The sequence below is a fragment of the Polynucleobacter sp. MWH-Adler-W8 genome, assembly GCF_001889925.1.
Lineage (GTDB): Bacteria > Pseudomonadota > Gammaproteobacteria > Burkholderiales > Burkholderiaceae > Polynucleobacter.
Map to the genome: position 1 here is coordinate 270,534 of NZ_LZFI01000002.1, position 18,890 is coordinate 289,423.

The window sequence follows — 18,890 nt, forward strand, 5'->3', positions numbered from 1 at the left end:
GAGCAAAACGACCCTAATTCACCCTAAATAAGGGTTTAAACCTCTCAGGCTCTTGATGATTGCGGCTGAGCCGCGCCGGCAAAATAAGTTCTTGTGTTATAAAATTCATTGACTAGTCAATTAGTTTTATGAAAAACACCAGACCTGCACCATCATCCTTCTATACCCCAGATAATTACACCCCCCAGGGCAGTGTTGCTTATTTGATGTTGCGTAATAAATCAAGCTATCAACGCCTAGGTGATTTGAAGCTGGCTGATCTTGGTATTACCGCAGCGCAGATGAGCGTGTTGCTCCTTGTTTCACATTCTGAAGCAGCTACGATTTCTTCCTTATCGCAAGCGTTGGGAGTTAATGCCGCAGCAACTGTGCGCGTGGTTCAAAAACTGGAAAAGATGAAACTCATACAAAAAGTACCCTCCAAAAAGGACGGACGGGTAATTGGCCTGTCGCTCACTGCTGCCGGAAAGAAGGCTGCTATATCGATTCCACCACTGTGGTGCAATCTATTGAATCAGTCATTAAATGGTTTCACGCAAAAAGAATTTGAGCAATTGCGTGATTTCTTATTGCGAATTGAAAAAAATAATTTACAGCAACTAGAGGTGATCTCATGAGGCGCTTAAGTTGGGTTTGTAGCTTAGTCCTAATAACTTCTATAGGCTTGCTCCTATCGGCTTGCGCCTTTTTTCCTAGACAGGCGTTACCTGAGCAAACAGCGAAACCTATTGGCGTGCTTGAGCCAAAGCTGGGTGCACAGGACAATATTAATAACAGCAGCACCAATCCTATTGAAGATTCTTGGTGGAAGGCATTTGGTGATCCCCAGTTAAATCAATTGATTCAACTGGGGCTTAAGCAGTCTCCTAGCCTGGATACATCAGGCGCAAGGTTAATAGCAGCCCAAGCGATGTTAGAGAGCGAAAGGGCGGCATTTATTCCTCAGGTAAGTGTTGGAGGTCAGGTTGATCGACAACAACTTTCACAAAATTATATTTTTGTGCCTGGCATGCCTATTTACACTGGATACGGACTAGCCAATGCATCACTTAACTGGTCTCTGGATATTTGGGGAAAGCAAAAGAAGTATTTTGATGCCGCCAAGAACCAGGTGCTTGTTGCTCAAGCAAATTACAAAGCATCAGAACTCCTTCTGTCGACCACTATTGTGCGTGTTTATTTTGACTATGATCATATGGTTCTGGCTCGAGAACTTTATGCGAGAGAGCTTGAGGTCAAAAAGAATTTACTGCGCATTGCCATTGACCGCCAACACGCTGGCCTAGTTGATGCGTTGACAGTAAATCAACGCAAGGTAGAATTAGAGTCCGCTCAGGCTAATGTCAATCAGTCTAACTTGAGTGTGAGGATGATGCAGCATCAACTTGCTGCGTTGGTTCAGGAGGGCCCATCCTGGGGTGAATCGCTCAAGGCCCCCTCTATTCAGGTAACTAATCTTAGTCTTCCCGAAGTTATCCCATCCGATCTATTGGAGCGCAGGGCTGATTTACAGGCGCTCTTAAGTCAGATTGATGTAGCAAAGCTGCAATTAGAAGGTGCAAAGTTAGAGTACTTACCGGACGTGAATCTTGCAGGTTTCATCGGAGTTCAATCATTTGGCTTATCTCAACTCTTTTCTAGCAGAAGTCAGCAATTTAGTATCGGCCCTGCGATAAATCTGCCAATCTTTGATGGCGGCGTAATTGATGCCAACGTAACCGGCAAAGAAGCGAATCGAAACCAAGCGATTGCCTCATATCAGGAGCAACTAGTACAAGCTTTGCGTGAGGTTGCCGATAGCATTGGATCTGTGAAGAATGCACAGGCTAATTATGAGGGCTTCACTAATGCCGAGATAAACGCTAAAAGAAATTTTGAAATTACGCGCAGTAGAAGCGAGGTTGGAATCGCCTCCAAAGAAGCGTCTTTAACTGCGGAGCAGGCTTATCTGTTGCAGGGGCAAAACTATGCAGATGCTAAATCCAAACTGTTAACTGCCAATGTGGTACTGGTTCAGGCCTTAGGTGGTTCTTATCTTCAGTCTAAATCTAAAACTCAAGCGAAATTAAGCGGACAAACTCAATAAGTATTTCACTCAGAATATTCATGGACACTACTACAAACAATGGCAGGTTTAATCGACCAAAAGCTTTCAAGATCCTTTTTGCAATCTTGATAGGCATCTTTCTTTTAGGGCTGCTTTACTGGCTTATTTTTAGCCGTAACTCAGAATCTACTGATGATGCATATGTATCAGGATCGCAGATTCAGGTTGTATCTCAAATAGAGGGGGCCATTGCTACTGTCAATGTTTCTGAAACCCAATCTGTCGAGGAGGGCCAAACACTCTTTAGGATTGATCCTACAGAAGTAATGATTGCTTCAGAAAAAGCAGATATTGATTTGCGTAATGCGGAGGCTGATTACCAAAAACGTAAGGCCTTACAAGGCGATGCCAGTGTGTCTAAAGAGGAGCTGGAGCATTCCCAGTTGGCCTTGCTAAAAGCGATGGCTAATGCACGCCAAGCCTACATTAATCTACTTCGAGTTGATGTCCAAAGTCCAGCTAAAGCCACAATAGCAAAACGGTATGCTCAAGTTGGCCAGCGTGTAGCTCCAGGCACTCAACTGGCAATGATGGTTGCTGGCGATCAGATTTGGGTTGATGCCAATTTTAAAGAAGACCAGCTTAAAAATATTCGCATTGGACAGTCAGTCAAATTGGAGTCTGATATCTATGGTGGAAAGATGGAATTTCATGGGAAGGTTGTTGGCTTTGCCCCTGGAACAGGCTCCACTTTGGCTCTCTTGCCACCTCAGAATGCCACGGGAAATTGGGTAAAGGTAGTGCAGCGTTTACCCGTGAGAATCGCGCTGGATAGTAATGAGTTAAGTAAGTACCCCTTAAATATTGGCTTATCAATGAATGTTAAAGTCGATACTAGTGATCGCGATGGTAGTTCACTACAGGCGATGGATAAAGGTCCCATTAGTGACACTACTATTTATCAAAAGCAATTTGATAAAGCTGAGCGCCATATTCAGTCTCTATTGACGAACTCTAAGAAGCCATAATTAGCCCTTATGAGTGCGCCTGAGCTAGAGCCTCTTAAGGGATATAAGCTGGTACTTGGAACCTTGGCTTTTGCCTTGGGATCCTTTATGAACGTTCTTGATATGTCCATTGCAAACGTTGCTTTACCAACGATTGCAGGAGATTTTGCTATTAGCCCAACTCAAGGGACCTGGGTCATTACTTCCTACGCAGTTAGCGAAGCTATCTTTTTGCCATTAACCGGCTTTCTAGCCAAGAGAATTGGCGAGGTACGTCAGTTTATCTTTGCCACAATACTTTTTACGATAGCTTCAATGCTGTGTGGGTTGGCGCCATCCTTCGAGGTGCTGGTCATCTCGCGCATCTTGCAAGGCATTGTTGGCGCTTCAATGATTCCGCTTTCCCAAACCTTGATCATGAAATGTTATCCGCCAGCAAAGCGGGGTATGGCATTGGGTATTTGGGCGACAACTACCATAGTGGCGCCTGTATTAGGACCCTTAATTGGTGGCTGGCTTACCGATAATTTGGTGTGGCGTTGGGCTTTCTATATCAATTTGCCTTTTGGAATTTTGGTTGCTGTGATGGTCTATTGGTTGTATGGCGCTCCAAAGCCTGAATCTACTAAAGAGAAAATCGATTTAGTTGGCATAGCTCTACTGGTTGCTGCTGTAGCTTCGATGCAAATTGCTCTAGATAAAGGCAGCGAGTTAGATTGGTTGTCATCATCATTTATTGCAACTTTAGCGGTAATCTCTTCTGTATCTTGGGTCGCCTTTGTTCTCTGGGAGTTGGGGGCAGAGCACCCCATTGTGGATTTGCGCTTATTTAGGCTGGTGAACTTTCGTACCTCTGCCATCTGCTTGGGGATAGGATCCTTTGCCTTTTACATCTACATTGTGATCGGCCCTTTATGGCTGCAAACCCAATTGGGCTATACCGCATTTAACTCTGGCAAGGTCATGGCAATCACTGGAGTATTGGCTTTATTTTGTGGCCCTTTATTTGGGGCCAATATCCATCGTATTGACGCGAGAATCATTGCCACTATTGGATTTGCCGCCATGGCAATTGGGTGCTGGATGGCTGCCGGCTTTACAACTGGCGTCGATGAAAAAACACTGATGTTTGCTCGCCTCATTATGGGTGTGGGTATTGCAGGATTCTTCATGCCAATGTCTGCAATTTCTATGTCACAGCTCAGGGGGAGTCAAATTGCTTCTGGTACGGGTATCTCTAACTTTTTAAGAAACGTGGGTGCCAGTGTAGGAACAGCGGTTGCCACTACGCTCTGGCAGGACAATGCGATTAGACAGCATGAGAACCTCATGAGCAATATTCAGACGGGGAATCTTGCATACCAACAATTGATGGAAACAACTGCCAAACTCGGCATGACAGAAATGCAGCGATATGCCTTAGTTGATAACTTGGTTACCTCTCAGGCCTACATGCTTTCAACCAATCAGCTAATGCTATTGGCAGGACTCATTTTGGTGGCGCTGATGCCCCTAATCTGGTTATCTAAACCTCCATTCGGATCGGGCCTTATCGGTCACTAATGAGGCTTTAATGCTGCGTCATTAGGGATTCTACTGAGATGCTCCGAACACTGCATCCCAAAAGGCGGGCCATCCAATCAAGCAATTTTTGTGAGTGGAGGCTAAGATGTAGTTATGAATAGCATAACAACAACCCAAAATCCAGAGTGGAATGATAAGCGCTGGCTTTGGTTATTGAGCCCAACTATTCCATTTGCTTTTACCGCTTCTATTCTGGCATTCGTATTGACGGGGCAGTGGCTTTATTTGCTTTTTGCCCCCGCCATCATTCATATCGCCATACCAATCTTGGATCTGACTTTTGGTGAAGACTTTAGCAATCCTCCGGAATCCGCTGTTGAGAACTTGAATAAAGATTTCTTTTATCGTGCGTTGGTTTGGCTCTATGTTCCCTTTCAACTCATTGGGACGGTTTATGGAACTTGGCTGGCAGTGACCCAGTCTTTAGATTGGTATGCCTACATCGCTTTAGTATTTACCGTGGGATCTACCAATGGTATTGGTATAGGAACTGCCCATGAACTTGGGCATAAACAAGATTCAATTGACCGCTGGCTTTCTAAATTAGCATTAGCTTCCAGTATGTATGGCCACTTCTTTGTTGAACATAATCGCGGTCATCACAAACGGGTGGCAACCCCAGAGGATCCCGCTAGCGCTCGTATGGGAGAGAGTTTTTGGGTATTTCTGCCGCGCACTGTATTGGGTAGCCTATATTCAGCATGGGAATTAGAGCGAGAACGCTTAAAAAGAAAAGGTAAGGGCGTTTGGAGTATCCAGAATGAAAATCTCCAAGCTTGGTCTCTCACCATTCTCTTGTATGGTGCTCTCATGCTTTGGTTGGGATGGGCAGCCCTGATCTTTCTTGCCCTTCAGGGCATCTACGCTGCCTCCATGTTGGAGGTTGTGAACTATGTAGAGCACTACGGACTATTGCGTCAAAAAGATCAAGATGGTGAGTACGTGCGCTGTGCACCAGAGCACTCTTGGAACAGCAACCATATAGTTGGAAACATTTTGCTGTATCACCTACAGCGTCATTCTGATCATCACGCACATCCAACTAGACGATATCAAGCGCTGCGACATTTTGATAAAGCACCGCAATTACCGGGTGGGTATGCATCCATGATTACCTTGGCTTACTTTCCACCATTATGGTTTGCCTTGATGGATCATCGTGTAGTGAAACACTACACTGGTGATCTAAGTAAAATAAATATTCAGCCATCGGCCAGCCGAAAACTATATCAGCGCTGGTGCAATTAAGGAGACAGCATGACTTCACATAGCTATGACTATGTTGTGATTGGCGGAGGATCTGGTGGCTCAGTTGTGGCAGGGCGCTTAAGCGAAGATGCCAGCACCTCAGTGGTGCTACTAGAGGCGGGCGGCAAGGGCGATAGTTGGGTTGTGAAGACTCCGGCAGGCGCTGTTGCTATGCTGCCAACCCCATTAAACAACTACGCTTATGAGACCGTACCGCAATCGGGCTTAAATGGACGTCGTGGATATCAACCCAGAGGAAAGTGTCTTGGAGGCTCCTCAGCAATTAATGCAATGATTTATATCCGCGGCCATAAATCAGACTATGACCACTGGGCGGAATTAGGAAATGACGGTTGGTCATATCAAGATCTACTACCTTATTTCAAAAAAAGCGAAAATAACGCCGCTATAGCTGATGAGTTCCATGGAAATGATGGCCCTTTACATGTTTCCAATCTTCAATCCCATAATCCCTTTCAACAATATTATTTGGAGGCCGCTAAAGAAGCTGGCTTTAAGATTAATGATGACTTCAATGGTGAGGAACAAGAGGGTCTGGGTATCTATCAAGTAACCCATAAAAATGGGGAGCGTTGGAGTGCTGCGCGCGGCTATATTCATCCATATATGGGCAAGCGCTCTAATTTAAATGTTCAAACTGGCGTTCAAGTCGAGCGCATATTATTCGAAGGTAAGCGTGCAGTGGGTGTGAGTTACAACCAAGGCGGCAAGCACCATATCATTCGCGCAAACAAAGAAGTCATCCTGTGTGCTGGAGCCTTTAATTCCCCTCAATTGTTAATGGTGTCTGGAGTGGGACCTAAAAAAGAACTGCAAAAGTTTGATATTCCACTGGTACATGATTTACCGGGCGTTGGTCAAAACTTGCAAGATCATCCCGACTTTATCTTTGGTTATTCTGCGGATAGTCTTGATTTAATTGGCATTTCACTTGGTGGCACCGTCAAAATCACGGGTGAGATTATGAAGTATGTGCGCTCTCGCGAAGGCCTGTTGGCGACTAACTTTGCCGAAGGAGGCGGATTCTTGAAAACAGATTCCAGCTTAGAGGCTCCAGATGTGCAGTTGCATTTTGTAGTGAGTCTAGTAGAGGATCATGCCAGAAAACTCCATATGGCTCATGGATACTCATGTCACGTTTGCGTTCTTAGGCCAAAGAGTCGCGGTCAAGTGACATTAGCTAGCGCAAGCATGAATGAAGCCCCCTTAATTGATCCTGGTTTCCTAAAAGATGATGAGGATCTTGAAACTTTAGTTAAAGGCTATAAATTAACTAAAAAATTAATGGATGCCCCAACGTTTACTAAGATTCGTAAGAAAGATATTTTTACGCCTTATGTAAAAACAGATGATGATATTCGTCAAATTCTTAGACAAAGATCAGATACCGTATATCACCCGGTGGGTACCTGCAAAATGGGTAATGATCCAATGGCAGTTGTCGACTCCCAATTAAAAGTGCATGGCATTGATGGTCTTCGGGTAGTTGATGGATCCATCATGCCGACCCTCATTGGCGGTAATACCAATGCCCCTATCATTGCTATCGCCGAAAAAGCAGTTGATCTTATTCGGGCAGAAGCTTAAATAAGTTTCATTTTGAAAACTAGGCTAATAAAGGTAGCTTTCGGATGCGATTGCCAGTCAATGCAAATAAGGCATTACTTAAGGCTGGTGCAACAGGAGGGACCCCTGGTTCACCCACGCCTGCTGGTGCCCTAGTGCTCGGCACGATCCAAGTCTCTACCTGGGGTGACTCTGACATGCTCAATATTGGATAGTTATTAAAATTTGTTTGCTGAACCACGCCATCTTTGATATCTATCTTGCCGTACAAAGCTGCTGTTAATCCAAAATTGACTGAGCTTTGTATTTGCTGGGCAACCGTATTGGGATTGATTACTGTGCCACAGTCAATTGCGCAAACTACCCTGTGGACCTGAGGTTTTCCATTCTGAATTGATGCTTCAACAACTTCCGCCACAATCGAGCCAAAGGATTCATGCAGTGCAATTCCTCTAGCGTGACCACTTGGAAGAGGGCCGCCCCAATTCGCTTTTTTGGCAGCCAGCTGTAAGACCGCTAAATAGCGCGGCGCAGCTGTAAGCAAGGATTCTCTAAAGGCTAGTGGATCTTGTTTAGTAGCATACGCCAATTCATCCATGAAACTTTCTAGGAAGAAGGCATTTTGAGAATGACCAACGGAACGCCAATAACCAATTGGTACACCCATATGGGTTGGTATATGGGATATATGTTGATTAGTAAAGGCATACGGAAAGTCAAACAGTCCTTCTGATGCTGTTTTATCTGGGGCATCAATTGGGCCAGCCAATGGAATGGAAACACGTTCCATCCATCGAGGGGTAATGGCGTCACCAGCAGAGATGATGCGCAAGCTTTGCACCTGACCTTTTTCATTGAGGGCTGCTTTGAGCTGCGTGGCTTGCATTGGTCGATAAAAGTCGTTAGCCATATCTTGTTCTCGTGACCAAGTTAGCTGAACTGGTTTACCGTCTGTAACCATGGCAACTTGTACGGCTTGGGAGACAAAATCAAGCTCTAGGCGTCGTCCAAATCCACCGCCCAATAAAGTCACATGAACATTTACCTTCTCAACAGGAACATTGGCGATTTTTGCAGCCATTGCTCTCGCTAGTCCTGGAATTTGAGTCGGGACCCATACATCCACTTGCCCATCTTTAACCTGGACAGTGCAATTCATTGGCTCAAGAGTTGCATGTGCCAAGTAGGGGACAGAGTAGCTAGCTTCGATAATGTTGTTGGCTTTTTTCTCAGCCTCATTTGTGTCGCCTGTTTTATAGAAAGTAAAACCACTATCCGTTTTTATATTTTCGTGGAGTGTTTTCAATATTTGATCGGTATTAATGGCGCCATTTTTTCTCTCGGCCCACTGTACTTTGACTTGTTTAGATCCTTGCATCGCGTCCCAGGTTGTTTTGCCAACAACGGCAAAACCATTGGCTGATCCTGCATGGCTCTTGAGTGGAACGATACTTATCAATCCTGGTACATTTTGGTTTGTGTCTAGCTCCCTCACACTTCCACCCATCATCGGCGCTTGAACGATGGTTGCATAAAGCATGTTTGGCAGTCTGATATCTATGCCAAATATTGCTGAACCATCTGTCTTTGATGGGATGTCCACACGTTTCGCACTCCTGCCAATTACCTCCCAGTTTTTGCGATCTTTTAACGTCACTTCATATGGCGTGAGAGCTGCAGCCTCTTTAGCAAAGTCTCCAAAGTGAGCTGATTTGCCACCAGGGCTAATAATTTTTCCATTTATTACCTGTAAATCTTTGGCGGGTACATTCCATTGCTTGGATGCAGCCATCAGTAGGCTGGCTTTTGCTGTAGCTGCAGCATAACGTAAATTGAGCCACGAATCCGCTACTGAAGTAGAGCCGCCAGTAGCATTGATACCTAATTCACGAGCAACTTTGCCAACAAGCCACTCACTACTTTTCATAATGAAAGGTTTTTCACCGTCATTGACGACGGGATGCAGCGGCAGGGCTCCCATAAAAAGTGCTACGTTGCCATAAATGCCGTCATAAGCAGCTTGGTGAAGATAAATGCTGGCCATTGGGGCGTTTAACTCTTCTGCTACAAGCATCATCAGGGCATTAAAAATACCTTGTCCCATTTCACTTTTATTCATAGCCAGACCCACGCTACCATCGGGTGCAATCTGAATCCAGCCATTCAGAGAAATAGCCCCATCTCCAGTCAAGAAATTATCAGGACTTCCAAGTCGTGATCTGGCTGGGAGGACGCCCCATCCCACAATGAGCGCACCTGCAACACCAAGTGTGCTGAGGATCATCGTCCGGCGCTTCATGCTCGCTCCTTTGCTGCGGTATGTATGGCAGCCTTGACTCTTTGATACGTACCGCAACGGCAAATATTGGACATCGCTTCATCGATATCAGCATCGGTTGGCTTAGGTTTGCGTGCCAATAAATCTACAGCGGCTAATAGCATGCCACTTTGACAATAGCCACATTGTGGAACTTGTTCTTGAATCCAAGCAGCTTGAAGAGGGTGGGGCTTTTCTGGGGTGCCTAAATATTCAATAGTGGTAATTTTTGCGCCAGAGACACTTTCCACCGGGGTTACGCAGGAACGCGTAGCTCGACCATTAACGAGAACAGTACAAGCTCCGCAAGCGGCTATGCCGCAGCCATATTTCGTTCCAGTCATATTCAAAACATCGCGAATAACCCACAGTAGGGGCATGCTAGGATCTACCGTCAGCTCAACTGATTTATCGTTAATGGTTAATTGCATATTTTCTCCCGAATTGATAGATCTAGGAATGCTACATTCTCAAAAACTAAAAACCATTACTAATCCAGCCCATCAAAATTAGGAGCGCGCTTTTCTAAAAAGGCGGTCAGAGCCTCTTTCGCTGCAGGACTATGAAGCCTATCAATGAAGAGTTTGCCCTCAATATCAATTTGATTGAGTACTGCAGTCTTCAGAGCGCCATCTTTCAATAGTGACTTAGTGCGTAAAACAGACCCGAAGGAGAGGGAGGTAAGTTTTTGAGCTTGCAGCTCTGCATAAGGCAAAGCGGATGGCTCTGTAATTACCTTGTTTGCAAATCCAATTTGCTGTGCATCGTCAGCGCTCATGGGTTCGCCAAAAAGCAATATTTCTGACGCTCTTTGATGACCAACGAGGCGTGGAAGTAATAAAGAGATGGCGCCTTCTGGAACCAATCCTAGCGAAACAAATGGAAAAATAAAGCGTGCATCCTTTTGAGCGTATACCAAATCACAATGAAACAGTAATGTCGCCCCTATACCAACGGCAACACCATCAACCGCAGCGATTAACGGCTTAGTTAATCCTGCCAGCACTTTCAATAGGTTAATGGGCGGGGCATCTTTATGAGTAATGGGGGATTGCATGAAATCAGCAATATCATTTCCGGCAGAAAAGGCATTGCCAGCCCCAGATATCAACATCACTTTTACTTCGGGATTTTGGTCGCCATCAGACAATATCTGCGTAAGCTCACTATACATGGCATTGGTGAATGCATTTTTTTTCTCAGGACGATTCAGTAGTATCTTGAGGATGCCATCCGATAGATGATGATTAATCATGTCGTCTATGCTGTACCTTTAAGCAAATTCGCTTTAGTTTGATCATATTCAGCCTTTAAGCGACCTACAAATTGCGCTGTAGGTGTAACCGCTTTCACGGCGCCAATACCTTGACCGCAACCCCAAATATCCTTCCAGGCTTTCTGAGCTGCGCCACCAAAGTTCATCTTGCTTGGATCGCTTTCGGGGAGATTGTCTGGGTCCAAGCCGGCATTGCGTATAGATGGCGCTAAATAGTTGCCAGATACGCCAGTAAATAGGTTGCTCAAGACAATATCGTCTGAATTGCAATCAACCACCGCTTGCTTATACGCATCACTGGCACGAGCTTCCTCGGTAGCGATGAATGCTGAACCAATATAAGCATAGTCAGCGCCCATTGCCTGAGCAGCTAAAACAGCGCCACCAGTAGCAATGGATCCACTTAAAACTAGCGGGCCTTTAAACCACTCCCGAATCTCCTGAATCAATGCAAATGGGCTTTTAATGCCAGCATGTCCACCAGCGCCAGCTGCAACAGCAATTAAGCCATCAGCACCTTTTTCTATCGCCTTTTTAGCAAAGGCATTATTGATAATGTCATGCAATACGATTCCGCCATAACTATGTGCGGCAGTATTAATTTCTTCACGAGCACCTAACGAGGTAATGATGATGGGTACTTTGTATTTGACGCACAGAGCCATATCATGTTCAAGGCGATCATTGCTCTTGTGCACAATTTGATTGATGGCAAAGGGTGCGGCAGGCTTTTCAGGATGTTCTTTGTTGTATAGATCCAATGCAGTTGTAATTTCAATCAACCATTCTTCAAACTGCTCAGCCGGCCTCGCATTAAGTGCGGGCATAGAGCCAATCACTCCCGCTTTGCATTGGGCAATTACCAATTTAGGATTGCTGATAATGAATAGAGGCGCTGCAATGACGGGTAAATTACCATCCGCCAAATGTTTACGAAGAACTTCTGGAAGAGGTTGATTGCTCATATTTTTAAGTGATCTTTAGATTACTGCTCAGCTTTGTACCAAACTTGGGTACGACCTAATAATGGAACACCAATATAGCCACGCACATCCATTTTCTTGCCATCTTCAGTCGCAATTTTGACGCGATAGATTTCACCTTCTTCAGGATCCAGAATTTTTCCATCTATCCAAACACCCGGCTTGTCTCGTCTTAGGTCGGTCATGATTTTCATCCCAAGGATGGGCTTATCCTTACGATCATCTTTACATAGCGTGCAATACACCAAAGGCTTTTCATTCGGCTTTGGAAAGGTTTTGATAATAGTGCCTTCCAGTTTTCCATTTACTTCATCGATCTTGATTAAAGAAGAGGGCTCATTGGTTTTGTCATCAATCGTCTTCCAAACTCCAATAGCTGGGTCGGTAGCTTGAGCATGCGCATTGCCAGCAATCAGACCAAGTACGCAGGCTGATAGGATAAATTGCTTCTTTAACATTCTGAAGTCCCCTGATTTAAATAAGTCTAATTAACAGCGCTCAAAGATTCCTGCAGCGCCCATACCGGTACCAACGCACATCGTCACCATGGCGTGCTTAAGATTATGTCTCTGCAGGGCATGAATCGCTGTAGCAGCACGGATGGCACCAGTTGCACCTAAAGGATGTCCAAGAGCAATGGCACTGCCTAAAGGATTGACTTTGCTTTGATCTAAGCCAAGATCTCTAATGACCGCTAATGACTGGGCTGCAAACGCTTCGTTCAATTCGATCCAATCTAAATCCTGCAAATTGAGCCCTGCAAGTTTTAAGGCGGCTGGAATTGCTTCCTTAGGACCAATGCCCATGATTTCAGGTGGAACACCTTTCACGGCAAAGCTAACAAAGCGCGCCAAAGGGGTGAGGCCAAAGGTCTTAATTGCTTTTTCACTAGCTAGAATAAGTGCACCAACACCATCAGAGGTTTGTGAGCTGTTACCAGCGGTAACGCTACCTCTCGCGGCAAATGGAGACTTCAGTTTTGCTAATCCCTCAAGTGAAGTATCAACTCGCGGACCCTCATCTTTCAAAAACTCGCGCCATTGCACATCTACTTGACCCTTGTCTAGATTCATGGAGCGATAAGCCACCTTGACTGGAAAGATTTCAGAGTTAAATTCACCGGCGGCTTGTGCGGCCATAGCCTTTTGATGTGAATGGAATGCAAAAGCATCTTGATCTTCACGGCTGATCTTCCATTGTTGTGCAACCTTCTCAGCAGTTAAGCCCATGCCGTAAGCGATACCAATATTTTCATCGCCCATAAAGATTTCTGGCGACATTGATGGCGAATTGCCGCCCATCGGTACCATGCTCATAGACTCAACGCCACCAGCAATCATCACATCCGCTTCACCAACCCGAATGCGGTCAGCTGCCATAGCGATAGCATTTAATCCGGAGGAGCAGAAGCGGTTTACGGTAATGCCACCTATAGTATTTGGCAGGCCACCGAGGAGCAAGCCTATACGAGCCACATTCAGACCTTGTTGACCTTCTGGCATTGCGCACCCAATAATGGCATCCTCAATGGCTTTGGGATCTAGGGTAGGGACTTGCGTCAGAATATGTTGCAAGGCATTGCCAAGCAAATCATCTGGCCGAGTATTTTTTAATGCGCCTCGCCCAGATCTGCCAACAGCACTGCGAGTAGCTGCAACGATATAAGCGTCTTGGATATTTTTCATAGTGATATCTCGATCAATTAGTTTCTAACGGGTTTGCCAGTTTGGAGAATGCCCATAATTCGTTCCATAGATTTAGGGTGTCCAATTAAATCCACAAAGGCCTGACGTTCTAGTTTTAATAGCCACTCTTCGCTAACTAGTGTTCCTGCATCAACGTCACCACCAGTAATAATTTCGATAATTTTCTTGGCAATATGCGCATCATGTTCAGAGATAAATCCACCGTCACGCATATTGACTACCTGACCCATTACAGTGGCAGCAACAGAACGGCCGCCAACGGGAATTAAAGTTGGGATAGGTGGTCTATATCCTGAGTAGCGCATTGCCTTTACTTGATTTTGTGCTTGAGCTAGTAACTCATAGACGTTAGCAACAATAATGTCACCCTTTTGCAGGTAAGCCATCTTCATTGCCTCTTGGGCCGATGAAGAAACTTTAGCCATCGCAGCATTTTCAAAAGACGCTTTGGTGAAATCTAAATAATTGGTATTACCAGCAAGCGCGACACCCTGAGCAGCCCTAATAGCCGCTTCTTTTAGTCCGCCACCAGCAGGCAATAGGCCAACACCAACTTCCACTAAGCCGATATAGCTCTCTATAGCGGCAACCCTGCGTGCAGATTGAAGAACCAGTTCACAACCACCCCCTAAAGCAATGCCAGAGACCGCTGAAACTACAGGCACTTGGGAGTATTTGATTTTCATCATCGTGTCTTGAAACTCTTTGACGAACGGCTCTACTCCAGCAGGGCCGCCTTTCATAACCATTGGCATCGCAGCCTCCAAGTTGGCGCCTGCAGAAAAAGGTCCTCCAGGTGTGCCTAGCTGCAATGATGTAGGCTGCCAGATTACCAATCCCGCATAATTTGCCTCTGCGATCTCAACCGCTTTTTGTAGACCACTTAATACGTCTGGACTAAAGGTATTCATCTTCGAGCGGAATGAGGCAATTAAGACCTCTGGCTGATTGGCATCGACCCAAGCTCGGAAGTCCGTGTTTTCAAAAACAGTGGTGCCCGCTGTTTTAGGGTCTGGAGAACCATCTCCTAACAGTGGCGCTCTAAATACTTGCTTTTGATACACCGGCAAAGTAGAGCGGGGGATGTATTTATTCTCAGATGCAGACCATGAACCTTCAGGTGTATGGAAAGCTTGCTTATCCGCAACTGGCCCACTAAAGATCCATGCGGGCAAAGGTTCTTTGCTTAATGTTTTGCCAGCATCGATATCTTCTTTAATCCAATTAGCTACTTGTGTTAATCCAGCGGCTTGCCAATCCTCAAACGGACCTAAATTCCAGCCATAACCCCAACGCATTGCAAAATCGATTTCTCGAGCAGATTGCGCAATCTCACCAAGATGAATAGCGCAGTAGTGGAAGATGTCTCGATAGATAGCCCATAAGAACTGAGCTTGTGGTTCGTCGGTCTCGCGCAGTAATCCAAGGCGTTCTGCAATAGGTTTTTTCAGAATGCGTTCAATCAGCGGTTCAATCGTTGCGGTAGAGGGCTTGTATTCGCCGGTGGCAGCATCCAATACAAGAACATTCTTCCCATCCTTGCGATAAAAGCCTGCTTTGGTTTTCTGTCCCAGCGCACCTTTTGCAATGAGTTGACTAACAACTTCAGGCGTTTTAAACAAGGCAGAGAAGGAATCGCCTTGTAATGCATTTTCCATAGTCTTAATGACATGAGCCATAGTATCTAAGCCAACGACATCGCTGGTTCTGAAGGTTGCTGACTTAGCGCGTCCAAGTTTGCTACCGGTAATGGCATCAACTTCATCAAAGCCCAGACCAAACTTTTGCGCCTCTGCAAAAACGGCCAGGATCGAGAAAACACCTACACGGTTACCGATAAAGTTCGGCGTATCTTTAGCACGCACAACCCCTTTACCCATCGTGGAAGTCATAAAGGTTTCTAGAGCATCCAATACGGCAGGATCGGTATCCGCTGCTGGGATAAGTTCCAGTAAGTGCATATATCTAGGTGGATTGAAAAAGTGCACACCACAGAAGCGCTTCTTCAGATCACCAGAAAAGCCTTTGGCAAGCTCACCAATAGGAAGGCCTGAGGTATTGGTAGCAAACAGAGCATGCGCCGGAATATGTGGAGCTACCTTCTCATAGAGGGCGTGCTTCCAATCTAAACGCTCAGCAATAGCTTCAATAATGAGGTCACAATCTGCAAGGAGGCCTAAGTCGTCCTCATAATTTGCAGGAGTGATTAAATTGGCTTCTGAAGATAAACCCAGTGGAGCAGGTTTCAGTTTCTTCAGGTTCTCGATCGCTTTCATGGCAATTGCATTCTTGTTAACAGGTTTGCCATCATCCGATTTGCTTGGCAAGTCAAATAGAACAACCGGGAGACCGACGTTAATGCACTGCGCAGCAATCTGAGCACCCATTACACCAGCACCTAGGATGGCTACTTTCTTAATAATCTTGTTATCACTCATATTTAGTCTCTCAGAAAAAATCAGCAGGCATAGCCATTAACGATTTAGAGCCAGCACGTGCTTGACGGATCAGCATGGCTGTCTCAGGAAGGAGTTTGTCAAAGTAGAAGCGGGCAGTAGCCAATTTCGCTTCATAAAAAGGATCTTTGCTAGCCTTATTGGCTAAAGCAATTTTTGCCATCCGCGCAAAGAGGTAGGAATAAATCAAGTGACCCACAACACGTAAGTAAGGTACGGCAGCAGCGCCCACTTCTTCATGGTTCATCATCGCCTTCATACCAATCTCTTTGGTGAGCTTTTCCACCTTGACAGCGATATCAGAAAGCGGATCGATAAACTCCTGCATTTCCTTGCGAACACCTTCATCTTCGATGAACTGTTCGATGATCTTGCCAAACTTGGTGAGCTTCTTGCCCATATCTCCAAGAACTTTTCTACCCAAGAGATCAAGGGATTGAATGGTGTTGGTGCCCTCATAAATCATATTGATACGAGCATCACGAACATATTGCTCCATACCCCATTCAGCAATATAGCCATGACCACCAAATACCTGCATACCTTCATTTGTAGCAGTAAAAGCGTTATCAGTTAAAAAGGCCTTGATGATCGGGGTGAGTAAGGCAACCATTTCACCTGTTTCTTTGCGAACCTTTTCATCAGGATGATTGAGTTCTTTATCAATCATCAGAGCTACCCAGTAAGAAAAAGCCCTACCTGCTTCTGCATAAGCTCTCTGAGTTAAGAGCATGCGCCGTACATCGGGATGAACAATGATCGGATCAGCCGCTTTCTCTGGAGCTTTAGCGCCAGTCAAGCTACGCATCTGCAAACGCTCTTTTGCATAGGCGGCGGAGTTTTGATACGCTACCTCAGTTAAGCCAAGACTTTGCATACCAACACCCAAACGCGCTGCATTCATCATCACAAACATTGCGTTAAGGCCTTTGTGGGGCTCGCCTACGAGGGTGCCAATAGCGCCATCAAAGTTCATAACGCAAGTGGCATTCCCATGAATACCCATCTTATGCTCTAGAGAGCCACAAGACACGGCATTGGATTTACTAATTGAACCATCGACACCAACCTGAAATTTAGGCACTGCAAATAAAGAGATACCTTTGCTTCCGATTGGAGAGTCTGGAAGACGTGCCAAAACAAGATGAACAATATTCTCAGCTAAATCATGATCACCGCTAGAGATAAAAATCTTTGTGCCAGTAATTGAGTAAGTGCCATCGGCTTGAGGTTCAGCTTTAGTCTTCAGCAAGCCAAGGTCAGTACCGCAATGTGGTTCAGTTAAGCACATGGTTCCAGTCCACTGACCGGATACCAATTTTTCTAGGTAAGTTTTTTTCTGTTCTTCAGTGCCGTGGGCATGTAAGCACTCATATGCACCATGTGATAGGCCGGGATACATCGTCCAAGATTGATTGGCAGAATTTAAAGTCTCATACAGAACGGTATTAAGTAATTGGGGCAATCCTTGGCCACCATATGCGGGATCGCATGATAAAGCGGGCCATCCGCCAGCAACATACTGCTCATAAGCCTGCTTAAAGCCAGCAGGGGTCGTAACTGACCCATCCTCATGTCGCGTACAACCTTCTTGATCGCCAATTTGATTCAAAGGGAAGGCGATCTCACTAGCAAATTTGCCGGCCTCTTCAATGATCTGATTCATGGTGTCTTTATCAACATCCTGGTATGCAGGCAGAGAAGCAAACTCTTTGCCAGCATCAAGCATTTCATGAATAACGAATTGAATATCGCGGAGGGGTGGATTGTATTGAGGCATATTCTTTATCTTCTTTGATGGGATTTAAGAGGTACTTATTAAGAATTATTGAGTTACTTGATTTGCTGCAAAAATTTCTTTAATCAGCTTATTTGCAATTGCTAGGCATTTTGGATTTTCTAGAAAACGAGAATCATGGTGAACGCCTAGTGCAATGCTGTAAAGCCTAAACAGTAGCGCTTGGGCATCAACTGATTTTTTTAGATGCCCCTCAGAAATTGCTTCTTTAATGGCTCTTAGCAAAGCGGAGCGCCATACTTCAACGCTACGAAGTAGCTCATCTCGAACAATGCCGGGACAGTCGTCAAATTCAGCGGCTCCAGAAATAAAGAAACAGCTAGAGGTATCACCACCACTACTCATTTTGAGCCAAGAGCTAATCATTTGATTCAGCCTGGGCAGGCCCTTAGGTTTTAAGAGTGCAGGGGCGAATACGACTTCCTGAAATTTTTGATGGTATGCACGAACAACTTCAACCTGCAGCTCTTCGCGGGAGCCAAAGTGTGCAAAAACGCCACTTTTACTCATCTTTACAGATTCAGCTAGATTCCCAATGGTCAAGCCTTCCAGGCCTGATTTGCTAGAAATCTCTAAGGCTGCATTCAGGATCAAAGTCTTAGTTGCCGACCCTTTGGTTGGCTCGTCTGTAGCCTTTAAATTAACCCTTACTTGATTCATGGGATGTATTTTGACCTTGCAATGTTGTAAAAATAATACGATCGTTCGTTTATATTACATCATTAATTCAATCTTGAAACCATGATTTAGAGCCTTAAAACAAAGTTTCCTATCTGCAGGGCTAATAAGATTGTTGCGCTGCAAAATAAATAAAGGGAAAACCCGAGCTATAAATTTATACAAAATTCTTTAAAGTTGACCAAGTGGTAAGTAGTCATAAA

At 45.1% G+C, this 18,890-nt stretch carries 15 protein-coding genes; 6 read left to right on the forward strand and 9 right to left on the reverse strand.

Translation table 11 applies throughout. The annotated features are described in order from the left end of the window. The first annotated feature begins 128 nt into the window (after positions 1–128). The 6 genes from AOC28_RS02210 to AOC28_RS02235 all read left to right on the forward strand — a co-directional run bounded on the left by AOC28_RS02210 (position 129) and on the right by AOC28_RS02235 (position 7,494). Positions 129–617 carry a MarR family winged helix-turn-helix transcriptional regulator gene (locus AOC28_RS02210; protein WP_072582343.1) on the forward strand — a complete coding sequence of 163 codons (489 nt, stop codon included), beginning with the start codon at positions 129–131 and terminating at the stop codon, positions 615–617. After that, the gene (locus AOC28_RS02215; RefSeq protein ID WP_072582344.1) at positions 614–2,086 is read left to right on the forward strand and encodes an efflux transporter outer membrane subunit; all 1,473 of its coding nucleotides are present in this window, start codon (positions 614–616) and stop codon (positions 2,084–2,086) included. The genes AOC28_RS02210 and AOC28_RS02215 overlap by 4 nt, the downstream gene beginning before the upstream one ends. A 20-nt stretch (positions 2,087–2,106) precedes the next feature. After that, positions 2,107–3,075: an efflux RND transporter periplasmic adaptor subunit gene (locus tag AOC28_RS02220; protein ID WP_072582345.1), complete on the forward strand. Its 969-nt coding sequence runs from the start codon at positions 2,107–2,109 to the stop codon at positions 3,073–3,075. Positions 3,076–3,084: 9 nt separating this feature from the next. Further along, positions 3,085–4,617 carry a DHA2 family efflux MFS transporter permease subunit gene (locus AOC28_RS02225; protein WP_072582346.1) on the forward strand — a complete coding sequence of 511 codons (1,533 nt, stop codon included), beginning with the start codon at positions 3,085–3,087 and terminating at the stop codon, positions 4,615–4,617. A 114-nt stretch (positions 4,618–4,731) separates the two neighbouring features. Continuing rightward, positions 4,732–5,886 (forward strand): alkane 1-monooxygenase, encoded by a 1,155-nt coding sequence (locus AOC28_RS02230; protein ID WP_072582347.1) that lies wholly within the window; start codon positions 4,732–4,734, stop codon positions 5,884–5,886. Between the two features lie 9 nt (positions 5,887–5,895). Next, positions 5,896–7,494: a choline dehydrogenase gene (locus AOC28_RS02235; RefSeq protein WP_072582348.1), complete on the forward strand. Its 1,599-nt coding sequence runs from the start codon at positions 5,896–5,898 to the stop codon at positions 7,492–7,494. Positions 7,495–7,513: 19 nt separating this feature from the next. Here the strand turns inward: AOC28_RS02235 and AOC28_RS02240 are convergent, their stop codons facing one another. Genes AOC28_RS02240 through AOC28_RS02280 form a run of 9 tightly spaced genes read right to left on the reverse strand, consistent with a single transcriptional unit; the run spans position 7,514 to position 18,669 of the window. Then, a complete protein-coding gene (locus AOC28_RS02240; RefSeq protein WP_072582349.1) occupies positions 7,514–9,772 on the reverse strand; it encodes a molybdopterin cofactor-binding domain-containing protein in 2,259 nt (752 codons plus the stop codon). Continuing rightward, positions 9,769–10,221: a (2Fe-2S)-binding protein gene (locus tag AOC28_RS02245; protein ID WP_072582350.1), complete on the reverse strand. Its 453-nt coding sequence runs from the start codon at positions 10,219–10,221 to the stop codon at positions 9,769–9,771. Before AOC28_RS02245 ends, AOC28_RS02240 begins: the two co-directional genes overlap by 4 nt. A 59-nt stretch (positions 10,222–10,280) precedes the next feature. Beyond that, positions 10,281–11,045 (reverse strand): enoyl-CoA hydratase, encoded by a 765-nt coding sequence (locus AOC28_RS02250; RefSeq protein WP_072582351.1) that lies wholly within the window; start codon positions 11,043–11,045, stop codon positions 10,281–10,283. Between the two features lie 5 nt (positions 11,046–11,050). Beyond that, positions 11,051–12,031, reverse strand: a complete 981-nt coding sequence (locus AOC28_RS02255) for a nitronate monooxygenase family protein (RefSeq protein WP_072582352.1) — start codon at positions 12,029–12,031, stop codon at positions 11,051–11,053. Positions 12,032–12,051: 20 nt separating this feature from the next. Next, a complete protein-coding gene (locus AOC28_RS02260) occupies positions 12,052–12,507 on the reverse strand; it encodes a DUF2147 domain-containing protein (protein ID WP_072582353.1) in 456 nt (151 codons plus the stop codon). A 30-nt stretch (positions 12,508–12,537) separates the two neighbouring features. Next, positions 12,538–13,734 (reverse strand): acetyl-CoA C-acyltransferase, encoded by a 1,197-nt coding sequence (locus AOC28_RS02265; RefSeq protein WP_072582354.1) that lies wholly within the window; start codon positions 13,732–13,734, stop codon positions 12,538–12,540. A gap of 17 nt (positions 13,735–13,751) precedes the next feature. Continuing rightward, positions 13,752–16,193 (reverse strand): 3-hydroxyacyl-CoA dehydrogenase/enoyl-CoA hydratase family protein, encoded by a 2,442-nt coding sequence (locus AOC28_RS02270; protein WP_072582355.1) that lies wholly within the window; start codon positions 16,191–16,193, stop codon positions 13,752–13,754. A gap of 10 nt (positions 16,194–16,203) precedes the next feature. Further along, the gene (locus AOC28_RS02275) at positions 16,204–17,991 is read right to left on the reverse strand and encodes an acyl-CoA dehydrogenase C-terminal domain-containing protein (protein ID WP_072582356.1); all 1,788 of its coding nucleotides are present in this window, start codon (positions 17,989–17,991) and stop codon (positions 16,204–16,206) included. 45 nt (positions 17,992–18,036) lie between these two features. Further along, positions 18,037–18,669 (reverse strand): TetR/AcrR family transcriptional regulator, encoded by a 633-nt coding sequence (locus AOC28_RS02280; RefSeq protein WP_072582357.1) that lies wholly within the window; start codon positions 18,667–18,669, stop codon positions 18,037–18,039. Positions 18,670–18,890: the final 221 nt, after the last annotated feature.